This window comes from Lentimicrobiaceae bacterium, from assembly GCA_020636745.1.
Lineage (GTDB): Bacteria > Bacteroidota > Bacteroidia > Bacteroidales > Lentimicrobiaceae > Lentimicrobium.
In genome coordinates, this window is sequence record JACJXH010000002.1 from 297934 (window position 1) to 316244 (window position 18311).

General features: G+C 41.6%; 15 protein-coding genes. 4 read left to right on the top strand and 11 right to left on the bottom strand.

Annotated elements, in window-relative coordinates:
• Window positions 1-93 precede the first annotated feature (93 nt).
• Window positions 94-633, bottom strand: a complete 540-nt coding sequence (locus tag H6541_04065; GenBank protein ID MCB9014947.1) for a DUF1003 domain-containing protein — start codon at window positions 631-633, stop codon at window positions 94-96.
• An 11-nt stretch (window positions 634-644) separates the two neighbouring features.
• Window positions 645-944, bottom strand: coding sequence for a hypothetical protein (locus H6541_04070; protein ID MCB9014948.1), 300 nt, complete (start codon window positions 942-944; stop codon window positions 645-647).
• Between the two features lie 135 nt (window positions 945-1079).
• Between H6541_04070 and H6541_04075 the strand changes: the two genes are divergently transcribed.
• A complete protein-coding gene (locus H6541_04075; GenBank protein ID MCB9014949.1) occupies window positions 1080-3746 on the top strand; it encodes a transglutaminase domain-containing protein in 2667 nt (888 codons plus the stop codon).
• A gap of 17 nt (window positions 3747-3763) precedes the next feature.
• On the opposite strand, the gene nhaA is transcribed toward H6541_04075, so the two are convergent.
• The 6 genes from nhaA to H6541_04105 all read right to left on the bottom strand — a co-directional run bounded on the left by nhaA (window position 3764) and on the right by H6541_04105 (window position 11702).
• Window positions 3764-5041 (bottom strand): Na+/H+ antiporter NhaA, encoded by a 1278-nt coding sequence (nhaA, locus tag H6541_04080; GenBank protein ID MCB9014950.1) that lies wholly within the window; start codon window positions 5039-5041, stop codon window positions 3764-3766.
• A 312-nt stretch (window positions 5042-5353) separates the two neighbouring features.
• The gene (locus H6541_04085; protein ID MCB9014951.1) at window positions 5354-6463 is read right to left on the bottom strand and encodes an efflux RND transporter periplasmic adaptor subunit; all 1110 of its coding nucleotides are present in this window, start codon (window positions 6461-6463) and stop codon (window positions 5354-5356) included.
• 33 nt (window positions 6464-6496) lie between these two features.
• Window positions 6497-7762, bottom strand: a complete 1266-nt coding sequence (locus H6541_04090) for an ABC transporter permease (GenBank protein ID MCB9014952.1) — start codon at window positions 7760-7762, stop codon at window positions 6497-6499.
• Between the two features lie 93 nt (window positions 7763-7855).
• The gene (locus H6541_04095; protein ID MCB9014953.1) at window positions 7856-9091 is read right to left on the bottom strand and encodes an ABC transporter permease; all 1236 of its coding nucleotides are present in this window, start codon (window positions 9089-9091) and stop codon (window positions 7856-7858) included.
• Between the two features lie 57 nt (window positions 9092-9148).
• Complete coding sequence (locus H6541_04100) at window positions 9149-9844, bottom strand: ABC transporter ATP-binding protein (protein ID MCB9014954.1); 696 nt, start codon at window positions 9842-9844, stop codon at window positions 9149-9151.
• 433 nt (window positions 9845-10277) lie between these two features.
• Window positions 10278-11702, bottom strand: a complete 1425-nt coding sequence (locus H6541_04105; GenBank protein ID MCB9014955.1) for a peptidase M64 — start codon at window positions 11700-11702, stop codon at window positions 10278-10280.
• A 265-nt stretch (window positions 11703-11967) separates the two neighbouring features.
• On the opposite strand from H6541_04105, the gene H6541_04110 reads away from it, so the two are divergent.
• Window positions 11968-13680: an amino acid permease gene (locus H6541_04110; GenBank protein MCB9014956.1), complete on the top strand. Its 1713-nt coding sequence runs from the start codon at window positions 11968-11970 to the stop codon at window positions 13678-13680.
• Window position 13681: 1 nt separating this feature from the next.
• On the opposite strand, the gene H6541_04115 is transcribed toward H6541_04110, so the two are convergent.
• Window positions 13682-14611, bottom strand: coding sequence for a nucleoside recognition protein (locus H6541_04115; GenBank protein ID MCB9014957.1), 930 nt, complete (start codon window positions 14609-14611; stop codon window positions 13682-13684).
• 296 nt (window positions 14612-14907) lie between these two features.
• On the opposite strand from H6541_04115, the gene H6541_04120 reads away from it, so the two are divergent.
• Together H6541_04120 and H6541_04125 are read left to right on the top strand one after the other, a co-directional pair.
• Complete coding sequence (locus tag H6541_04120; GenBank protein ID MCB9014958.1) at window positions 14908-15681, top strand: sulfite exporter TauE/SafE family protein; 774 nt, start codon at window positions 14908-14910, stop codon at window positions 15679-15681.
• A 113-nt stretch (window positions 15682-15794) separates the two neighbouring features.
• On the top strand, window positions 15795-16769 hold the full coding sequence (locus H6541_04125) for an isoaspartyl peptidase/L-asparaginase (GenBank protein ID MCB9014959.1): 975 nt from the start codon (window positions 15795-15797) through the stop codon (window positions 16767-16769).
• Window positions 16770-16893: 124 nt separating this feature from the next.
• On the opposite strand, the gene ppk2 is transcribed toward H6541_04125, so the two are convergent.
• Together ppk2 and H6541_04135 are read right to left on the bottom strand one after the other, a co-directional pair.
• Window positions 16894-17652, bottom strand: a complete 759-nt coding sequence (gene ppk2, locus H6541_04130; GenBank protein MCB9014960.1) for a polyphosphate kinase 2 — start codon at window positions 17650-17652, stop codon at window positions 16894-16896.
• 70 nt (window positions 17653-17722) lie between these two features.
• Window positions 17723-18199, bottom strand: a complete 477-nt coding sequence (locus H6541_04135) for a PepSY-like domain-containing protein (GenBank protein ID MCB9014961.1) — start codon at window positions 18197-18199, stop codon at window positions 17723-17725.
• Window positions 18200-18311: the final 112 nt, after the last annotated feature.

The following is an 18311-nucleotide window of genomic DNA, read 5'->3' on the forward strand; positions in this document are numbered from 1 at the left end:
TCCCTGTATTTCATAACAATGATAGCAAATTTCCATCGCTTTTTTTGAATTTCCAAATGCAAAAGTAATACAGAACAAGGGCACTAAAATGGGTTAAGATTTTTTGAGTTCCTTTTCTATATTTTTCAATAACTCTAATTGTCTGGCATGACTATCAAATAAGGTTTTAATCTGATCTTCAAGAAGAAGATCTATTTTTTGATGAAGGCTTCTGATTTCTAATTCCGCTTTCATATTTATCATAAAATCGTTTTCACTTCTTTTACGATCTTTTTCTTCCTGCCTGTTTTGACTCATCATAATTATAGGAGCCTGCAATGCAGCAATACAAGATAAAACCAGATTCATCAGAATAAACGGATAGGGGTCAAACTTATCTCTTAAAGGGGTGAGTGTATTGAAAAGAATCCAGAAAAAAAGAATGATTGAAAAAATGATAATAAACTTCCAGCTGCCTCCAAAACTGGCAACTTTATCTGAAATACTTTGCCCTTTGGTGAGAACTTCTTTGGGCTCATGGAGGAGATTGTCAACCATAAGCTTTTCTTCCTGAATGGTTTGCTCAACTATCTCCTTCATTAGAGTTAAGCTGTGCCTTTTTGATTTTGTCAGATTGTTTGTGATTGTGCTCATATTATTTGGGGTTATTTTATAAAATGGAGTGTGATAAAAAGAATGATAATCAGGATGCCCAGCAGGGAGACAAGAAAAATATATTCGGCAACTGATTCATAAAGTTTTCCTCTCTTCGTTTCTGTTGTTCGTATGGATACAAAGGAGAAAAAACACGAAAGTGTAAGTAACACGGCTATGATGGATGTAAGTTCATCCATCAGATGTGTTTCGGTCAGATTGGCTACATGTAATGAAGTTATGACAAACAAACAAAAGCCGAGAAGGTTGGCTGATGTGTTGAGAATGTGTTGTGAAGTTTTATTGGCCATGAGAGTTTTTTGATTAAATGCGCCTGAGAAAAGGCTTTATTAGGCTAAATAAATATGTTTCTTTGAGGTTTTTTGATTTAAAGCTGATACGAAGCTAAATCTTTTTTAATTTCGGAGTTATTAAAAAATCTTAAAATGAAGTATCAAATTACTGTTATACTATTGGCGTTATCTCTCTTATCGGGGTGTAAAATGGCCGGAAAAGGGCATTTGATTGCAGACAGCAACTATCGCAAACTGGTACACGAGCAGTTTTTAACCCAAAAGAAGCTGGCTAATGGCCGCGATTCGGTATTGTTTGGTGTTTTCAATCAGATTTCTAACCAGGCTGAAACAGAAGGTCTGGAATTTTTGTATGCTTTTATGCCTTTGAGCGATTTGGCCATGAATGATGGTCATTATTATTTGCGGCAAGTGCAAACTGCTCTTGAATCAAGAAGTTATTTTAGCTGGGGCAATGAGATTCCTGAAGATATTTTTCTGCATTTTGTTTTGCCATACCGGGTTAACAATGAATATACCGATACGGCCAGACAAGTGTTTTATGCTGAGTTAAAAGATCGCATTAAAAATATGGAGATGGCTCAAGCAGCCCTTGAGGTGAATCACTGGTGCCACGAAAAAGTAATTTATAAATCAACCGATGAGCGAACCTCTGGCCCGCTTACAACGGTAAGAACAGCTTTTGGCCGTTGTGGTGAGGAGTCTACTTTTACAGTGGCAGCTCTCAGGTCGGTGTGCATTCCGGCCAGACAGGTGTATACCCCTCGATGGGCGCACACCGATGATAACCATGCATGGGTTGAAGTTTGGATTAACGGGAAATGGCATTTTCTGGGTGCTTGCGAGCCTGAACCTGAGCTTGATATGGCCTGGTTTGCCGAGCCGGTAAAAAGGGCCATGATGACGCATACTTTTGTTTTCGGTCAATATCATGGTGATGAAGAAGTTCTTGAAAACAACCAGCAGTTTGCCCGTTTGAACCTGCTGAAGAATTACACAAAAACCAAAACGCTGCCTGTAAAAGTCTTGCAAGCCGATGGAACTCCGGTGTCAGGTGCAAGGGTTGAATATTCACTTTATAACTACGCTGAATTTTATCCGATTGCCACGCTCTATTCTGATTCAAATGGAATTTGTTCGGCCACTACCGGCTACGGAGATCTTATAATGTGGGCATCAAAGGATGGTTTATTTGATTACAGGCTGGCCCATGGAAAATCATCAGATACAGTTGTGCTGACCCTGAGGGCAAACAACTATGCGCTGCAGCCTCAAATTCTTGAATTAACACCTCCCTCAAAACAACCCGTTACACCCGTAAGTCAATCGAAAGCTGCCGAAAATAACCAGCGCCTTCAGCACGAAGATTCCATTCGCAATGTTTACATTCAAACCTTTATCGATTCGGTTGCTTCATCAAAACTTGCCATGGAAAAGGGACTGGATGCGCAGCAAGTGTGGAACTTTCTGATGTTGAGCAGGGGAAACTGGAGCGAAATTTATAATTTTTTAAAAGGATTGTCTGCTGATAATGCAGCCACTGGCATGGCATTACTTCATGAATTGTCTGAAAAGGATTTGCATGACATTCAGGCTTCAACGCTTCAGGATCATTTGCTTGCTTATACTGCTTTTGCAAAAAAAACTGCTAATAATCATCCTGATATTGAAAGTAATAATGTGCTTTCTCCCAGAATCGGACGCGAATTTGTAACTAACTGGCGCAGTTATATGCAACAATATTTTTCATCAGAACAGATTGAATTATTTAGAAAAAATCCTGCTGAAATAGCCATCTGGATTACAAATCAGATTAAAATAGATACAGTAGGCAATTATTATAATGTGCCTTTGATTCCACAAGGGGTTCTTGAATTAAAAATTGCCGACAAATATTCGCGTAATCTTTTATTTGTTGCTATTTGCCGCAGTTTTGGCATTCCTTCGCGTCTTGAACCTGCGACTTATGTTCCTCAGTTTTTCGCTGAAAATTTGTGGCACGATGTATTTGCAGGCGGCATGATGGCTGTTTCAGCAACCAGAGGCACAGTTGTGATACAAAATGCATCTGAGGATGCATCATTTGTTCCGCAGTACTATGCGCATTTTACCATTTCACGCTTCGACAAAGGCAGATTTATAACCCTTGATTACGAAAATGATGCTTCGCTTCAATCATTCCCCTGCAAGTTGAGTCTTGATACGGGGTATTATCGTTTGGTTACCGGAAACAGGCTGGATAACGGTTCTGTTATCTGTAATATCAGTTATTTCAATGTAACCCGCGACAAGCAAACCAATATCGCCATCAACCTTGTATCTGATGCCATGCAGTCGGAAGTGTTGGGAAAGGCTGATTTGCAGGCTGCATTTGCCAATCTGACGCAAGGTGGCACAAACAGTCTGTCGCATTTAATGCATCATAAAGGAATGGTGGTGGCTTTAATAGATCCATCAAAAGAGCCAACCAGGCATCTGATGGAAGACATTAAAATGGTAAAATCAGGTGTTGATGATTGGGGAGGCAAGGTCATTTTTATAGTAGCCAAAGACAAGAAACCAGCTGATTTCAACCCGGCAGTTTATAAAAGTATTCCTGAGAATGCCGAGTTTGGCTACGATCGCCTGGGTGAAGTGGCATCGTCGGTAAGCACAGTTTGCAGCATCAATGCAAGCCCTCAGCTTCCGGTGGTGGCATTGTTAAACTCAAAAGGGGAAATAGTATGGCATTCCGAAGGATATAGCATTGGACTGGGCGATCAGTTGCTGAAGCAGATAAAGTTTAGCCAGCAACAATAAATCTCAAGTTACGGGGCTTATTTGGGTTTTTTGGCAGTTTTAATGATAAAATATCCTAAAAGCCCGGAGGCGACGGAAGCCAGAAGAATTCCCATTTTGGCTTCTTCAATAAATATCTTGTGCTCAAAAGCCAATTCTGAAATAAACAATGACATTGTAAAACCGATTCCGGCTAAAAAGCCTGCACCTATCAAAATACGGTTGGTAAATTCGCCCGGTAGTGTTGCCCATTTTAAATATGTAAAAAGCTTGACAAATCCGACAACGCCAATCATTTTGCCAATCAGCAAGCCCAAAAAAACGCCGATGGTTATTTTACTGGTTAATTGATTCATACTTTCTCCCGAAAGGGTTATTCCGGCATTTGCCAGGGCAAACAAAGGCATTATTATAAAAGCCACCAATGGGTGCATAGAATGTTCCAGGCGTTGCAGAGGTGTGAGTGCATTTTTTGATATATACCTGATTTTTTCCAAAATGTGGAGTTGTTCTGTAGTCACCGTGGGTGAATTATTGGGTTTTGCTTTGCGAAACTGATCCAAAAGATTGCTTAGTTTACGGTCATAAGTAGATTCTGAGTATTTAACTCTGGCCGGAATGGCAAAAGCGGCCAATACCGCTGCAATAGTAGCATGAACGCCCGACATCAGAAAGGCAAGCCAAAGTCCTCCGATGCCAACCAGCCCGTAGAAAAGTGTGTTTCTGACCCCAATTTTGTTGGCTGCAAAAAGCACAAAAAGAAAACCTGCACCAGTAAGTAGACTTACCAGATTGATGTCGGAGGTGTAGAAAAATGCAATTACGAGCACAGCTCCCAGATCATCAGCAATAGCCAGTGCTGTTAAAAAAATTTTGAGTGAAACCGGTACACGGTCGCCAAGCAAATAGAGAATGCCGAGTGCAAAAGCTATGTCGGTGGCCATGGGTATTCCCCATCCGCCGGCAGATTCTCCCGAAGGGTTGACTATCAGATAGATAATGGCCGGAACAATCATGCCTCCAACTGCAGCAACAATTGGCAGGATGGCTTTTCGCGGATTGCTAAGCTCGCCGCTGATGATTTCACGCTTTAGTTCAAGGCCCACAACAAAAAAGAAGACCGCCATCAGTCCATCGTTTATCCAGTGATGCAAACTTTTAGATAATTGCCAGTCGCTGAATCCAATGGAAAAATTAATTTCCCACAAATGATGAAACTCTTCAGACCATGGTGAATTGGAAAGCACTATAGCCAAAAGCGCGGCTGAAAATAAAACAATGCCACTCATGGTGCTGTTGTTTAAGAAGCGTTTCATCGGGTCGATGATCCATTTGTCAACGGGTTCTTTTTTTAGTTGTGTATTCACCAATATTATAGGTTAGTTCGTATTTTGTTTATGAAGGTCTGCTATTTAAACAGATTTTAGGCAATAGTGTTGAAAATATTCATCCATAAGTAATGTAATGAAAAGAGCTTGGGATGAAATTTTGTATTAAATAATCAAAAATAGTAAATCTGTCTTTAAAAAAGCCTGAATCAATTTGTTAAGTACAAAATTGACCAAACAGCAAACCCGGGCTTTGGGGGCTCCGGGTGCTGCATTTATGCTGGATTTGGGGAATTTCTGCTACTTTTTTTCTTCGGTACCCGAAGCGGGTGCATTTTGAATCTTAATTTTATCTTTTTTGGTAATACCTGAAAGAACTTCAACATTTACTCCATCGCTAAGGCCTGTTTTGATTGTTCTTTTTTCAAATACCTGTGGTGATGTTTCTACTTCAACCCAGGCTGAATCAGCCTCATATTTTACAAGGCTTTCCTGAACCGAAAGTACGCTGTCGCGATGTTCAAGTACGATATCGGCATTGGCACTATATCCGGCTCTGATAAACAAATTGTCTTTTAATTCAACGGCAGCGCGTATTTCAAACTGAATGGCGCCGTTTTCTTCCACACCTTTCGGTGAAATATGCTCAAGATCTGCTTTGAATTTTTCAGTATCAATGGCTCCTACGGTCATAATCAGCTCCATACCTTCGTGCAGTTTACCTACTTCCGACTCATCAACCTTGCCTTTGAAAATCATTTCACCCATGTCGGCCACTGTAGCAATGGTTGTTCCGTCGTTAAAAGTATTGCTTTCAATAACGGAGTTTCCTACTTCAACCGGAACAGTAAGAACCATGCCTTCTATTGTAGATCTGATGATGGTGTTGCTTGCTGCGCCTGAAGTTTTAGTAATTCCTTCGCGAATGAGCTGAAGGTTGTTTTCTGCTGCATCCAAATCTTCACGCGAAGTTTTCAGTGCAACTTCATAAGTCTGCAGTTCGGCAATGGCGATCACCCGGCTTTCGTACAGGGTTTTTTGGCGATCGTAGTTTTGGCGGGCATTGTCAAGGTTGATTTTAGCACGGTTTACCCTCGATTCAGCCTCATTCAGGTTGATCATATTCGGAATTATCCGCACTTTGGCAATCATGTCGCCTTTTTTAACTTTTTGACCAGGTTCAACAAACAGTTCCGAAATAATGCCCGAAACCTGAGGCTTTATTTCAATTTCTTTACGGGGAACAACCTTTCCAGTGGCGACCGTTTTTTTCACAATGTTCGTAATCTGGGCTGTGGTTGTATCGTATACTACAGGTTTGGCCTGTGATTTTTGATACAGGTAAACAATAGTTCCGACAAAAATTACCAGAATAATGATGCCAAGTAAAATTTTAAAAGCCTTTTTCATTGTATGCGTTTCTTTATAGTGAACGAAATTGATTTATTCATATCTGAGCGCATCAATTGGTTTGATGCTGACCGCCTTGCGGGCTGGAATAAGACCGGCAACTGCCCCCGATATCACCAGAATAATGAGTGCAGTGATGGCCATATTAAAATCGATGTTCGGATTTTTAAACATATTGGAATCGCCTCCGCTTGATGAAAGTGCATAATTTACGCCTTCGAGGATGGCTACACCAATTACCAGGCCTACATAACCGGCAAATGTGGTGAGGAAAACCGATTCGGTTATAATTTGTGAAATAATGTTCCATGGTTTTGCGCCAATGGCTCGCTGAATACCTATCTCTTTGGTGCGTTCTTTTACAATCACCAGCATAATATTACTGATGCCGATTACTCCTGCCAGTAATGTGCCGATGCCCACAATCCAAATCAGGCCGTTGATTCCTGCAAAAAGCCCGGTCATCTGATTGTATTGTTTTTCCATATTGAATGAACCAATGGCCTGAGGGTCGTCAGGTGAAACCGAGTGGCGCCGTTTGAGCAATGCTGCTGCTTTTTGTTCTACTTCTGATGCAGGAATCCCTTTTTTGGAAGTAAAGGCGAACCAACCGATAACATCACCCCAATTGTACACCCGCTGGAAAGTAGTTAGCGGAATAAAAACACTCTGTTCTTTGTCACCACCAAAATTTACGCCTGAATTTTTAGGCTTGAAAACGCCAACAACCTGAAAATAGATGCCTTGTATCTGAATATACTGGCCGATTGCATTTTCACCGGGGGCAAATAACACGTCATACACTTTATTGCCAATCACGGCAACTTTCCTTTTTTCCTTCAGGTCAGCGTGATTCAGAAATCTGCCGTTGTCTATCACTACCGGATCAATCAGATTCCATTCTGGATAATCGCCCATGACCGAAAAAGCTCCCGATTTTGTACCCCTTATAACGTTATTTCCACCTCTGAAACCACCTCCCTGAGTGCGTGGTGCCAGGTATTCAATTTCAGGAATTTCACGTTTAAGGGCATCAATGTCGTCGTTCTTAAAATTGTACTGTCGGGCACGGGGAAGCCCTTTATATGGGATGGTGGTAGGGCGGGTCCACATAAACACGCTATTGGTGGCAAAATCGCCAAAATCGCTGGTAACACCATTGCGCAGACCATTTCCTGAACCAAGCATAATCACCAGCATAAATACTCCCCAGAATACACCAAACGCAGTGAAGAAGGTGCGAAGCTTGTTCTTCTTCAGTGCGCTCATTATTTCTTGCCAACGGTCCAGATCAAACATAAGTAATGTAAAATATTAAAGGATGTGGTTTAACTTTTTCGTTTTTGAGTTCATGGGTTCAGGCAGTCAATGTTCATTATAAATGACTCGTTCTTATTCATCTCTCAGCGCTTCAATGGGTTTTATGGCTGCAGCTTTGCGTGCAGGAATGAATCCGGCCAGTGCACCGCTGAATACCAGTAAAAGCAAAGCATACAGTGCAATGCTCAGATCAACTGAAGGTTTTGAGAAGAAGGGGGATTCAATTTTGCTGCCAATGGTTTCAAGAACTACAACGCCCAAAACCAACCCGAAATATCCGGCAAAGGAAGTAATCAGCACTGCTTCCTGAAGTATCAGACTTACAATGCTCCAGGGGGTGGCACCCATCGCTTTCCGGATACCTATTTCCTTTGTACGGTCTTTTACGACAATCATCATAATGTTGCTTACGCCTACAATACCGGCAATGATGGTTCCAAAACCTATAATCCAGATAAACAGACGGATACTGGCGAACAGTCTCATAAACTTCTGAAACTCCTCCAGGCTGTTCCAGGTAAAAATCGCTCTTGGGTCGGTAGGATCAAATTTATGCAGAGTGGCCAGTTTTGAACGAACTTCCTGCTCAATTTGCTTGCTCTCTTCAACGGAAGCATCGCCTACTGTAATGGCAATGGTATTAATCCGGTTGTCGCCCGAAAATACGCGCTGTGCAGTGCTGATGGGCAAATATATCAGCCGCATGTTATCATCCCCGTTGTTGTCGTCGTCAGTAAAAACGCCAACTACTTTAAACGGTACCCCATTCACATTAATGTATTTACCCATTGGATCTTCACCTTTAAAAAGAGCTTCTTCCACCTGTGAACTAATGGTTGTTACTTTGCGAAATTGCTCGATATCAGGCTCATTAATGTAGCGCCCCTTGATTATTTTCAGCTTTTCGATTTCGGCATAATCGGGATATACATTTCTTACATTGAAACTGCCAAACTGTTTTTTATAGGATAAGGTGTTGGTTCCCCATATGTTGTAACGCGATGAACTTTTATCGATACCTTTTACCGACGACTTTACTGCATCATAATCTTCGTTGACAAGCTGAATGTTTCTGCCTGGCTTCATGCCTTTGTAAGGCAAACTGGTTTGTCCGCTCCATACCCAAATGGTGTTGGTAGCAGAGGATTCAAACTCCTTCTGAACGCCATTCTGAAGCCCATTGCCCGAACCCAGCAGGATCATCAGCATAAAAATTCCCCATGCCACACTAAAGCCCGTCAGGAAGGTCCTGAGCTTGTTCTTTTTAATGGTACTGAAAATTTCCTGCCACTTATCTGTGTCAAACATCTTTTTTATGTAAAAGGTTAGTTTTTGTTCATTCTGACAATGCTTTCTGGCGCATGTTTACGATAAAACAGTATTTTTCCCGTTAAGCACTTCACTTTCAATCAAACCGTCTTTTAATCTGATAATGCGGTTTGTCATGTGTGCAATGTCGTTTTCGTGGGTAACAAGAATAATGGTGATTCCCTGTTGATTGATTTCCTTGAGTATTTGCATCACTTCGTATGAAGTGGCTGTATCAAGTGCTCCGGTTGGTTCATCGGCCAGAATAACCTTAGGGTTAGAGATAAGTGCACGGGCAATGGCAATACGCTGTTTTTGTCCGCCTGAAAGCTCATTGGGCATATGCTCTGCCCATTCAGCTAATCCCATTCTTTCAAGATATTCCATTGCGATGCGGTTGCGTTTTTTCCGACTCACATCCTGATAATAGAGTGGTAATGCAACATTTTCCATGGCATTCTTAAATGAAATCAGGTTGAATGATTGAAAAACAAAGCCGATGTATTGGTTTCTCAATCCCGCTGCTTTTGTTTCGCTTTGGTTTCGAATCAGCGTATTATCGAGGTAGTAATCCCCGGTGTCGTATTCATCAAGAATCCCCAGGATGTTAAGTAAAGTCGATTTTCCTGAGCCCGACGAGCCCATGATTGAAACAAATTCCCCTGCGCCAATGGTAAGGTCAATGCCTTTAAGCACATGTAATTTATTGCTACCGGTAACGTATGTTTTGTTAATTCCGTTCAGACGGATCATGCTCTTTGGGGGTTTTATTGTTACGAAAGCAGAAGTTTGATACTGCTATCAACGTTTATTTCTTTCACTACTACTGGCCCTTATCCATTAATTGTGCCAAAATTGCAAATGCTTAATTAACAAAATTATACAACTTTTTAACGTAAAAGATGATTTAATTAGTGTGCAGTTTTGCAAAGGAAGTGTGCATATTCGATCAGACGATTGAAATCTGATGGAGTTACAAAAATGAATGATAATTGACTCAAATAAAAGTTAAAAAGTGTGAAGATGCAGAATTTAGCGATGAGTGACCATAATACAGTGATGAATGGCAATGGTTTCTCAAAAAGTGCAGAATAGAACATAAAGCCAGCTATAACGAACCTGACCGAAAATAAAAACAGGAAGCAGTAATTGCCTTTACTTTTGCAATCAGGACAATGGGTCCGGCTTATTTAGTATACAATTCTATCACTTCGGAAATTGCCTGTCTGCATGCCGGGCAAAATGCCTGCTTGTTTCGGGTAAACATGATACAATCAAGGGCTGAGCGATAAATGCCAAACTGCATGTAATTGCCCCCTTCAAAAGCACCGGTTGTATCTTTATATTTGTTCTTATCGAACATTTCCTGAGAGGTTTGTTTTTCCCGTTCAAACAGTTTTTCCATTTCAGTTTCAGGAACATTGGCTGCTCTTAAGGCGCGTCTTTCTTTTTGAATATTGTAACTGAAGTTATCAAATTCAGTTTTGTCCCATGGCGTGGGAATGGGGGTTTCTTCCTTTACCAGATTCTTCCATTTGAGGTTTTCCGGGTCAAGCAAAGCGGTAACATTGGGTTCCCAGGGTTCGATGGTGATTTCCTGAGGCTGATATGAAACATCTGATGTATAATATTCGTCGGCTAATGCAGCAAAAGAATGCCCGAATTCATGCACAAAAATGTATCGGCTGAATTTATTATCAGCTGCAACAGTTGAATAAAGGTTAAAGATTCCGCCTCCTCCATAAGTGCGTTCGTTAATAAGAATGAACATATAATCGTATGGAACGCTGGCTGCAACATCGCGAATGGTTCGGTTGTCATAGGTGAGGGCATATCTTTCAGAATCAAAGGCACCATAGGAAACAGAAAGTGGTGTGCGGTTAAAAATGCCCGGATGTGGTTTATTGACCCCGCTGGTGGCCGAAGGCGTTTCTACGGCCCTCACATTAAAATCTGATTTTCTTGATTTAAATGGCTCAACATTGAACAGTTCGTCGGTAAGGGTTGCCACATCCTTATGAAATTTATCCATTTCTTCTCCGCTATAACCATCTCCCATGATTACTATATCCACATGATTTTGAGCCGGGCCGTTTTCGAAGTAAGTAAATGATTGGTATGGGCTTTTTAATACCGAAGGATTTACTATTCTTGATTTGGGGTCGATAATATAACTCCAGAGTGGAACAAAGTTGTTTTTTGCATCCCGTTTTTCAATGATTAACTTAACGGGTATTTTGGGCCACGGAAATCTGATGGATTCGTGAAATGTACCCCAGTTTTCAGAGGCTTCCGGTATGGTTTGCCATTCGCCAAAAACACTTGCAAAACCGCGGCTGTAAAGCAATATATTGCCAGTAGTATCGGTAATCTTAAAAAAATACAGTCCCCTGTTTAATTCGTCTAATAGCATGCTTCGGCTACCGGCCCATGCGCCGTCGTTCAATATATGGTCAACGGAAAAGTGCTCTTCGGTGGCAGTGCCAGTGTGGAAATAATCTACCCGCATGGTTTCACCAGTGAAATACTGATCATAGATTACACTTGAATTGCTCAGGGCAATGGATACCATTCCAAAGCCAAGCATAATAAACACAATGAGACGTTTCATAGGACAATAATTTTGAAAGAAGTAAAATTATCAAATATTTATGATGAACCTGTCAGAAATCCAGATAATATGTCAATGGATTCACTGATCAGTTTTTTGAGCCCGGTAATGCTTTTAAAAATAATCCTGTCGGTTTATTTTTAAAGATGCAACAAATTCAGAATGGGAAGCAAGGCTGACATGAATTGAAAAGCCCTATATTTGGTTCTGAAAAACACTACTGCCTGTGCAATTTAAACAATTATTTCGCCGCAAGTCAATTGAAATGATCCTTGCTCACTCTCTCAGAGAGCAGGAAACCGGACAGTCAATGCGCAAAGATCTGAGTGTGCGTGACCTTACTTCATTTGGGATAGCAGCCATTATTGGAGCCGGAATTTTCAGCACAATTGGCAACGCAGCTGCTGCCGGTGGACCCGCAGTTTCACTGTTATTTGTCTTTTCTGCTATTGCCTGTGGCTTTTCGGCGCTCTGTTATGCTCAGTTTGCTTCGTCCATTCCGTTGAGTGGCAGTGCTTATACTTATGCATATGCCAGTTTTGGTGAATTGATTGCCTGGATTATAGGGTGGGATTTGATTATGGAATATGCAGTGGGCAACATTGCGGTGGCTATTTCATGGTCGGGTTACTTTTGTGGCTTACTTCAAGGGTTTGGCATTCATATACCTGATTTTTTGGCTATTGACTATCTGAGCGCTGCGCGGGGTTTTAAAGAAGCAACTACACTTTTGGCCGGGGGTATGCCACTGGCAGAGCTCCCCGGTGAAATGGCTGAAGCTTATCGTGCCTGGTCGACGGCGCCAAGCATTGGAGGGATGAAATTGATTGCCGATATTCCTGCATTTGCCATTGTTGTTTTTATTACATGGCTGGTATACAAGGGTATACGTGAATCGAAAAGGGCCGGAAATGTTATGGTGTTGCTCAAAGTTGCCATATTGCTTATGGTGATAGCTGTCGGCGCTTTTTATGTGAATCCTGCCAACTGGAGCCCGTTTGCGCCTAACGGAATAGGAGGGGTGTTAAAAGGCGTTTCGGGCGTTTTCTTTGCCTATATTGGCTTTGATGCTATTTCAACAACTGCTGAAGAATGTAAAAACCCTCAGCGCGACCTGCCCCGCTCCATGATTTATGCTCTCATTATCACAACGGTGCTTTATGTTGCTATCAGCCTTGTATTAACAGGTATGGTAAGTTATCATTTTTTAGGGGTTAGCGATCCTCTTGCTTTTGTTTTTAATAAGTTAAATCTTACCAGATTATCAGGCATTATTGCTTTGAGCGCAGTTATTGCTATGGCCAGTGTATTGCTTGTTTTTCAGATTGGGCAACCCCGCATCTGGATGAGCATGAGCAGGGACGGCCTGCTCCCTCCTGTATTTTCTAAACTTCACCCTAAATATCACACTCCCGGGTTTTCAACTATTGTAACAGGTGTACTCGTTGCTGTTCCTACCTTGTTTCTAAATCTGACCGAAGTAACTGATTTGACCAGTATTGGTACCTTATTTGCATTTGTGCTTGTTTCAGGAGGAATTCTTATCCTCGACGGAAAGAAAACTCCGGTTGGCAATTTGGGCATGAAAGGAACAGGAAAGTTCAGGGTGCCTTTTGTAAACAGCCGTTACTGGTTACCTGTAATCTGGGTTGGGGTGTTTTTTCTGATGAGAAACCTTGATCCTCAAGATTTGCTCTCTTTGATCGATTTTAACCGTGTGCCCGGAGAGTCCTTCTGGAGCATATTTCAGCATAAAATTCCTCATTATTCATTTTTAATCGTAGCAATTGTAGTTACCTTTCTGGCTATAAAACAGGAGCTTTCCCTTATTCCAGTTCTCGGACTGATTACAAACTTTTATCTGATGTCACAATTGGGGATAACAAACTGGCTGAGGTTTCTTATTTGGCTCATAATTGGACTGGCACTGTATTTCGTTTATGGCAGCAGAAACAGCCGTTTAAATCATCCGCAATAGTTTATCCCGGAAGCACTTTTCTGTTGTTTTTTAATTTTAGTCCGGCTTTTCTCAGCCAGACAGCAGCTATTGCGACTAAAACTCTGGGCCAGATAAGCCAGTGTAAGGTATAGCCCAACGTCAGGAAAAGCAACGGGTCTTCAAGTTGAGAGTGCGACACTGAAACATGGTGGTTGAGCAAATCTGCATCTTCACGACTCATTTTGCCTTTCTCTGTCTGGTCAATCATGATTGCAGAGCCGTATGCCAACCCGATCAGGTTAGCCACTACCCATGAAAGAGTGGCACTTTGGGGTAGTCCAAAAATTTTCATTAATGGCGATAATGGCTTGTCAATGAGTCCAATCCATCCAAACTCTTCCATAATCTGCTGAAAAATGAGTAAAACATTAACAAGTATCAGGATTTTGATTACAGTTGATGAAATGGAATAAAACCAATGTAAAAATGCAGCTGAAAAGGATTCCAAATGTGCCGGAACCAGAAACTCATGATTTGAAATATGACCGGGCATTGCCATATTCAGCATCCATGCTACCGCAAAACTGCCGGCAATGCGTAAAAGCAACATTCTGACCGGAGATGAGCCTGTTCGCTTCATTACGGCTGTTTCAATCAAAAAGCCATGCGAAACCAAACACATGGTTGCAAGGATAATACCTTCACGCACAGGCAGATTGAGCATGGCAAGGATAGCCACTACTGAATAAATGTTGGTAAATATACTCGTAATCAGAACAATGGCCGATACGCCCGGAAGTCCAAGCAGTTTAAAAAATGGGCCGGTATGTTGAGCAATCAGATTGAGTATGCCAAAATAATCAAGCAGCATAACGCCAAACGAAACGGGCACGGTTATTTTAATCAGCCACCATGCTGTTTTCAAGCCTTTGGGTAAAGCCGTGCGCACACATCGATTCAGTCGCGAAATGGTAGTTTCTGTGTTCAAAAAAAATAGTGGTATGATAAGGTGCAAAGATAGAAATAGCATTTAAAAATTTGAGTTTTCTCATCCTGTAATAAGTTGATTAAGCCACATCAGATAAGTTTGATTTATTGAAGACGATTTTGTGGATGTGTTTAATCTAACGAAATGATTATAAGGTTGATTAGGGCTGGGTGCTGATGGATTGATACAGACAATTTTATTTCTTTATCATGAGAAAAGTAATGTAGCTTCCTTTTTTTTCATTCCCCTTTGCTACCTTTGTTGACTAATTCTGAGTCATGTCAAGCCTTGAAGTTATTGCCCTGATTGTTTCCGGTGTTTTTGTGGGATTTATCAATACGCTTGCCGGAGGCGGCACCATTATTTCGCTTTCTATTTTTATGTTTATGGGGCTGCCTGCTGATGTTGCCAACGGAACAAACCGGATTGCTGTTATTTTGCAAAATATGACTTCGGTTACCAGTTTCAGACAGCAGAAACTACTCGACACCCGCAAAGCTCTTTGGCTTTCGGTTCCTACAGTCATTGGTTCAATTCTTGGGGCGCAGTTGTCAGTTCAGATTGACGAAGCGACTTTTCGTAAAGCCATTGCGGTAGTAATGCTGATGATGGTATTTTTTATACTCACCAAACCCAATAAGTGGCTCAAAGGCCAGGAAGATCTCCAAAAGCAAAAAGTTAGTCCCTTACAGATGTTTATTTTTTTTGCGATAGGGGTTTACGGAGGGTTTGTTCAGGTGGGTGTTGGTTATTTTCTGCTTGCAGGCATTGTACTCGGTGCCGGCTACGATCTGGTTAAAGCCAATGCCATCAAGGTTTTTATTGTTCTTCTCTACACCTTATTCGCTCTTGCAGTATTTATTTACCACGACAAGGTAAATTGGCAGTTTGGTCTGATTCATGCCATAGGAAATATTATTGGAGCCTTTGTAGCTTCCCGTTATGCTGTGGCATGGGGCGCTAATTTTATCCGTTGGTTTATCATCGCCATCATTGTTATCTCAGCGGTAGATTTACTGGGAATCATTGATATTAAAGCCTTGTTCTCGTAATCGCCTGATATTCAGCTTTTGCATTGCCCGGCAGTACACCGGTTTCATGGATTTGTGAATAGAATCTTTATAATTGCAGCCTTTTTCTGATGCTCATCATTAAATTTCCATTTATGAAAAAACATCTGATATTGATTTCATGGGCGTTTATTTTATACACCTGTCATGCTTTTAGTCAGCAAACTGACTATGTGCTGGTGATTCACGGAGGTGCAGGTAATATTACTTCCGAAAGATTTAACCACGAAAAGCAGGCATTATACAACCAAAAACTAACCGAAGCACTTACTGTGGGCGATAGTATTCTGGCTGGAAACGGGACAGCACTTGATGCAGTAGTTGCTGCAATTCAGGTTATGGAAGATTGTCCGCTGTTTAATTCAGGGAAAGGGGCCGTGTTTAATGCTGATGGCAAAAATGAACTGGATGCATCCATCATGGATGGCAAAACCCTCAAAGCGGGTGCAGTTGCAGGAGTAATGATCATAAAAAGTCCGGTTGCTGCGGCCCGGCGGGTTATGGATTCATCATCTCATGTGATGCTTGCAGGGCGGGGTGCCGAAGAATTTGCCCGGCTTCAGGGGCTTGAAATTGTTGACCCCGGCTACTTTTATACTGACGAAAGCTGGCAGGAGTATCTGAATGTGAAGGCAAAAATTGAAAAAAATGGACGTAAAGGAACGGTGGGTGCTGTTGCCCTTGACAAAAACGGCAATTTGGCAGCGGCAACATCTACCGGAGGTATGGTCTATAAAAAGTACGGGCGCATTGGCGATTCGCCCGTGATAGGTGCAGGTACTTATGCCAGCAACGAAAGCTGTGCTGTTTCCTGCACCGGGCATGGCGAATTTTTTATACGTAACGCTGTGGCTTTTGATGTTTCAGCCCGTATGTTGTATCTTGGAGAATCTGTGGAAAAGGCTGCTGGTTATATCATCAATGAAAAACTAAAGAATCAGGGAGCATCCGGTGGGTTAATCGCACTTGATAAGGATGGAAATTTTTGTATGCCATTCAATACACCTGGCATGTTCAGAGGCTATATAAGGCAGGGTGGCCATGCTGAAGTTTTTATGTTCAATCAGTAAAATTGCACTCGTTACCCTGCTGAATGAGAGGTTTTGCCTGGTTGCATTGTTGTTAATGGCTTTGCCCCTGCTGTTTTGTCGTTATATAATAAGACTTTTAACACAAAGCAGGGCCTCATCTTACTCAAATAGTGGAGCTGTCAAAAACACTGATTATTTCAGGATTTACCTCAAAAGACACTTTGGCTTCTGACTTTTCGGGATAATCCATGCGCGCAAGTACATAACGCATCGCTTCAATTCTGGCTACCGGCTTATCGTTCCCTTTAACAATCACCCAGGGATTATCCTCCCGGTGTGTGTGCAAAAACATTTCATTCTTATAGCTTGTGAACTCGTCCCACATCTGCTGGGCCTTGAGGTCAACGGTGCTTAGTTTCCACATTTTTAACGGATTGCTTATACGGTCTTCAATTCTGACTTTCTGCTCAATAATATTGATAGAAAACCAGAATTTTATCAGAATAATGCCATCTTCATGCAGCATCTGTTCAAAAACAGGAGCCTGTTTCAGAAACAATTCGTATTGTTCCCGGCTGCAAAATCCCATAACAGGCTCGACTACTGCACGGTTATACCAACTACGGTCGAAAAACACAATTTCACCCGGATTGGGAAGCTCCTTAATATACCGTTGAAAATACCATTGCCCCTTTTCAACTTCTGTAGGTTTGGGTAAGGCTACCACCCGCATGGCCCGCGGATTCAGATAGCGTGTAAATCGGTAGATAGCGCCTCCTTTGCCGGCGGTATCGCGTCCTTCAAAAATAATAGCCAGGCGCAGTTGCTGATCCTGAATATACTTTTGCAATTTTATCAGTTCAATCTGCAATTCCCTCATTTCCGCTTTGTAGCGGTTGCCGGGCCTTATCATCTCTTTCATGTTTCCGATATTAGAGAGATTTTTGAAGAGAGGCGTAATGCCTGATTCTGTTGTTGCGACGCCCCGGTGCTTATTGTAACAGCCGTTTTCCGGTTTTATCGAAAATCAACTCCATTTCGTTCCAGTCTTTGCTGTAAACGAATATTTTATAATTGATAATAGAGCCAGGCAAATCAACCTGATATGCACTTCCTTTTTCCCATGTTCCGAACTCGCCTGCTTTTAAACTATCCTGCATGGTTTTGGGAAGCTGGTTAAAAAGAACAGCCTTTTCAGTTTTTACCCATTTGGCTTGTGCATCATAAAATGCATCTAAATAATCGGACTCAGCTTTAAATGAAATAACATATAAACCGTCGGAAAGTAACCAGTTAATTTCGCTGGCTGTAGCGTATTTTTTGGTGAAAGCTGTTTTTATCCCTTCAGGTATCTTCTCAAGACCAGTGTGCGGAATTTGTCCGGATACTGTCAGGCCTGAAGCCATTATTATAAGCAATACCAAAGCTGTTGATGCTTTCTGAAATAATGGTATAATTTGCTTTTTCATACGGTGTTCATTAGTGATTGAATTGTGCGGTAATCTTGTCGAAAAATTGAAATTGATAATGAATATAGGAATGCCGGTTTGAAGTTGAAATTAGGAGCGAAAGTAACTTATT